This is a genomic window from Ruminococcus sp. zg-924, assembly GCF_024433635.1.
Taxonomy (GTDB): domain Bacteria; phylum Bacillota; class Clostridia; order Oscillospirales; family Acutalibacteraceae; genus UBA7067.
This window is the reverse complement of the sequence record NZ_WNJZ01000031.1, coordinates 1-4710: the sequence shown is the minus strand read 5'-3', so window position 1 is coordinate 4710 and position 4710 is coordinate 1. Positions and strand designations below refer to the sequence as shown.

Genomic DNA, 4710 nt, shown 5'->3' with positions numbered 1-4710 from the left:
GCTTCTTGTGTTAATATATTCATGAGAAGTACTTCTTTCTTGGTTAATGTTTTGTAGCTAATCCATTATACCATATTTTGAAGTTACTTCTCTTTTTATTGGTTCATATCATTTTAACACATACATCTTCTGTGAAATTTGATTTAGAATTTTGACTTTTTCGACAATAATTCTAAGGGAGACAACTTCCTTACGGAGTGTCTCCCTTCTGCGAGCCGTTGTTTTGTTGATATTAAATTTCTTATCAGCTATTAATCGCCAAGGCCTGTGTCAATAAGCTCAACAGCCTTTGCAAGTGCTTCATTCTCGTCCTCACCCGAGCACTCAACCACAACCTCAGTGCCGCACTTAATGCAGGCAGCAATGATGTTCATCAGGCTCTTGCCGTTTACTTTGTTTCCGTTTACGTTAAGATAAACGTCGCTCTTAAATTTGCCCATTGCATTTGCAAAAACACCTGCGGGACGCATATGAAAGCCTTCAGCGTTAACTACTTTTGTTGTCTTTGATACCATTGGAATCTCCTCCATTTTTTGCTGTTTAATTAATTATAACACGTTTTTCGTAAAAATCAATAAATTTTGTTAATCAAGACTTATTTTTCTTGAGCAGTCCGAGCAGAAGCATACCAACTACCGAACCAACAGCCAAAGCGAGAACATACATTGGCCAGTTGCCTACAACTGCAAATACAAACACGCCGCCGTGAGGAGCCATAAGTGTGCAGCCAAACAAGCCTGACAGTGCGCCTGCAATTGCAGAGCCTACTACGCATGACGGAATAACTCTTGCAGGGTCGGCTGCTGCGTATGGAATAGCACCCTCTGTGATGAAGCTAAGACCCATAATATAGTTTACAGGGCCGTTCTTTCTTTCCTCTGCTGTGAACTTCTTCTTAAAGAATGTTGTTGCAAGTGCGATTGCGATTGGCGGAACCATACCACCTATCATAACAGCAGCCATAATCATATAGCAAGCATTTGCATCTGTTGAACCTGCCGGGAACTCTGTTGCCTGAGTAAGCATAGCTGTACCGAAAACATAAGCTGCTTTGTTGAATGGGCCGCCCATGTCAACAGCCATCATACCGCCAACAATTGCACAAAGCGGAATGAGTGTGCTCGGATTTGAACCGAGAGCTGCAAGACCGCTGTTGAGCAGAGAGTTGAGCCAACCCATAATCGGGTTAATTGCGCACATAAATACGCCGATAAATGCAAGGCCTAATATAGGATAAATCAAAACAGGCTTGATGCCCTCAAGCGCCTTAGGCAGCTTGTCGCAGAGTCTTTCAATACCAAGCATTACATAACCGCCGACAAAGCCTGCAACCAACGCTCCAAGGAAGCCTGACGGAATATCACCGCCGGGTGCTGCAAAGGTGCTGCCAAGTGTAGCCATAAAACCGCCTACAAAGCCGACAAGCAATCCGGGACGGTCGGCAATACTCATTGCAATGTAGCCGCCGAGAATTGGAATCATAAAGTTGAAAGCATAACCGCCTATTGTCTTGAACCATGCGGCAACAGGTGTGTTTGTACCGAAGTTTCCGTCCTGCGGAGCGCCCATAATTGTATCAATAAGGAACGCAAGTGCGATTAGTATACCGCCGGCAACAACGAACGGGAGCATATGCGAAACGCCGTTCATAAGGTGCTTATAAAGCTGACGTCCGATGCCCTCCTTCTCGCCAAAGTCTGCGCTATCGTCTGTTTTGTCACTGTGGAATACAGGAACCTTGCCGTCTACTATCTTCTGAATTAGCTCCTCCGGCTTGTGAATACCCTGAGCTACCGGAACGCTCAATACAGGCTTGCCGTTGAAGCGTGCTGTTTCAACTGTTTTATCGGCTGCTATTATGATACCGTCGCAGTTTGCAATCTCCTCACGGGTAAGCACGTTCTTTGCGCCGCCTGAGCCGTTTGTTTCTGCCTTAACTGCAATGCCCATCTTCTCGCCCGCTTTTTCAAGAGCCTCGGCAGCCATATATGTGTGCGCAATACCTGTTGGGCAGGCTGTTACCGCAAGAACTCTGTAACCCGACTTTGTTGGTGCGGCAGGCTTAGCCTCCTCGCCGAACTTCTCGCTCTCCTTCTTATCGATAACTGACAAAAATTCTGATGCGCTCTTGGCTGCAAGAAGGTCTGCTCTGAATTGTTCGTCCATAAGAAGAACGGTAAGCCTTGAAAGCACCTCAAGGTGAAGGTTTCCGTCAAGCGGAGCCGCTATCATAAATATAATGTTCGACGGCTTGCCGTCCATTGACTCATAGTCAACGCCGTTTGGAACGGTTGCCGCTGCAAGACCCGGCTTTACAACTGCTTCGCTCTTAGCGTGTGGAATTGCAATTCCGTCACCGATAGCTGTTGTGCCGCCAGCCTCTCTTGCTAAAATTCCGTTCTTGTACTTTGTTGCGTCAGATATGTTTCCTACTGACTTGTGAATTGCAACAAGCTTGTCTATAACCTGCTGCTTTGATGAAAAGCTTGCGTTTAACAGTATTGCATCACTGCTCAATAAATCTGTAATACGCATAATTAATCCTCCTTTAATTTTATAAAATTATTATTTTCATGGGCCACATTACTACTCAAGCCCATTTAATACTGCTTCAATTTCTTCTTTTGTCGCTATTCCAACGGTGAACGTCGTAGCTCCGCCTGCCGCTGTTCCCATTTTCAGCGCATATTCATAGTCGCCTGTCTTTAAGAAGCCGCATATGAAGCCTGCAACCATAGAATCGCCTGCGCCAACAGTATTTACAACCTTGCCCTTTGCTATACCACGTTTGTAGCAGCCGTCAGCCGTTACAAGAATTGCACCCTTGCCGCCTCTTGAAACAAGAACATTCTCTGCCCCCATTTCTCTGAGCTTATGCGCATACTCAATTATTTCTTCATCTGTTTCAATCTTAACTCCGAAAATCTCGCCAAGCTCGTCATTATTCGGCTTTATCAAAAACGGTCTGTATTTCAGTACATTCACCAAAAGCTTGCCCGTTGCGTCAACAACTGATTTTACTCTCTTGTCCTCAAGCCTCTTAAGAATTTTCTCATAAATATCCTTCGGCAGTGTGTTAGGTATACTTCCTGCAAGCACAAGCACATCGCCCTGACTGAGTGTATCAAGCTTTTCATATAGCTTTTCTATATCCTCGTCCTCAATCTCAGGGCCCTGACCGTTTATATCGGTGTCCTCCTGCGCTCTGATTTTTACGTTGATTCTCGAAAATCCGTTTTTTAGATGAATGAAGTCGGTTTTTACTCCGTCTGCCTTTATTCCGCTTTCAATGGCTTCGCCGGTAAAGCCTGCGCAAAAGCCAAGTGCCGTGTTATCTACTCCAAGATTTTTCAGAACCGTCGAAACATTTATTCCCTTGCCGCCATTAACAATCTGCTCTGAGGTTGATCGGTTAATCTCGCCAATTTCAAGCTTATCAAGGCGAAGAACGTAGTCAATCGCCGGATTGAATGTTACTGTATAAATCATACTCCTACCTCCTTAATGACTGTGCTGTCCTTTAATCTTTTGTCAGTCAATTTATCGGTAATTATGCAAGCACGGTTCAATTCGAGAAATGTTATCGCTGAAACAAGCTTGAACTTTGTGTGGTCGGTAAGCACATATGATATATAGCTGCGGTTTGCAGCCTCCTTTTTCACAAGAGCCTCTTCAAGATCGGGTGTTGTACAGCCTGATTCAAAGGATACTCCGTTTGTTCCCAAAAAACACTTTGTAAAGTTATACTGTCTTAAGCTGTTTATCGCCTCTGCACCGATAACCGCCTGGGTTGAAAGTTTCATCTGCCCGCCGATAATATACGCCTTAAACCCTTTTTGAATAAGTTTCTTTGCGTTAACTATTCCGTTTGTAACGAACACCGTCTTAAGGCTTGTGTCAAGACAATCAATCAAAGTCTGCGTTGTTGTACCTGCGTCAATAAAAACAATGTCGTTATCATTAATTAAGGTTGCTGCATATTCTGCAATCATTTTTTTCTCTGCAATATTCTTATGCGTCTTGCTCTCGAAATCTTCGTCCACAGAACTAATTCTGCTTTCAAGCGCCATTGCCCCGCCGTGAACCTTATTAATCTTCCCAATTTCATCAAGGGTATTCAAATCTCGCCTTATTGTCGATTCCGAGGTGTTAAGCCAAGCTGCAAGCTCCGTTACCGTTGCTGCCTTTTTCTCATCAAGAAACTGAACTATTGCTGCGTATCTTTCTTCCGAAAGCATCAAACCAACCCCTTTCACGTTTATTTTTGAATAATTTTTGTGTATTTTCCTTCTGTGATTAAATAATATCATCATTTTCATTCATTGTCAATCATTTTCTATCAACTTTTTAAAAGATTTTTTCGTTTTCTTCCAATTTTCGTCATTAATGCTCAAAAGCCTTAAAATTCACGCCGAATACAGTTATGAAAGGACGTATGAAACTGTATCTTTGAATAAAAACATTAATTCTTCATTTTCTTTCTTCATTTTCCTCCTGCCGTATACGCATCCATACTTACGCCTGCGGCAAGCATACCTATAAGCCTATTATCCCCATTTTCCCCCACAAAATTGGTTACAAAATTTGTAGGTTTGTCAATGATGTGTTACAAAATTAGAAAACTTCGCCATTAGAAATAAAAGCGTTAATATAATCAGCAGGAGATTTCCAATTAAGAGGACGCATAGGAAATTTGTTGTATTTTCTACT

Annotated in this window: 4 protein-coding genes; all 4 read right to left on the bottom strand. The window is 43.0% G+C overall.

Features of this window, described 5'->3' with window-relative positions:
- Positions 1–251: 251 nt before the first annotated feature.
- Complete coding sequence (locus tag GMA13_RS10460) at positions 252–515, bottom strand: HPr family phosphocarrier protein (protein WP_255884507.1); 264 nt, start codon at positions 513–515, stop codon at positions 252–254.
- A gap of 73 nt (positions 516–588) precedes the next feature.
- Positions 589–2535 (bottom strand): fructose-specific PTS transporter subunit EIIC, encoded by a 1947-nt coding sequence (locus tag GMA13_RS10455; RefSeq protein WP_255884508.1) that lies wholly within the window; start codon positions 2533–2535, stop codon positions 589–591.
- 51 nt (positions 2536–2586) lie between these two features.
- A complete protein-coding gene (pfkB, locus tag GMA13_RS10450; protein WP_255884509.1) occupies positions 2587–3489 on the bottom strand; it encodes a 1-phosphofructokinase in 903 nt (300 codons plus the stop codon).
- A complete protein-coding gene (locus GMA13_RS10445) occupies positions 3486–4238 on the bottom strand; it encodes a DeoR/GlpR family DNA-binding transcription regulator (protein ID WP_255884510.1) in 753 nt (250 codons plus the stop codon). The genes pfkB and GMA13_RS10445 overlap by 4 nt, the downstream gene beginning before the upstream one ends.
- Positions 4239–4710: the final 472 nt, after the last annotated feature.

Excerpts from the sequence above, each read along its gene's own strand:
- GMA13_RS10460 (WP_255884507.1), bottom strand. The coding sequence starts at position 515 with ATGGTATCAAAGACAACAAAAGTAGTTAACGCTGAAGGCTTTCATATG.
- GMA13_RS10455 (WP_255884508.1), bottom strand. The coding sequence starts at position 2,535 with ATGCGTATTACAGATTTATTGAGCAGTGATGCAATACTGTTAAACGCA.
- pfkB (WP_255884509.1), bottom strand. The coding sequence starts at position 3,489 with ATGATTTATACAGTAACATTCAATCCGGCGATTGACTACGTTCTTCGC.
- GMA13_RS10445 (WP_255884510.1), bottom strand. The coding sequence starts at position 4,238 with ATGCTTTCGGAAGAAAGATACGCAGCAATAGTTCAGTTTCTTGATGAG.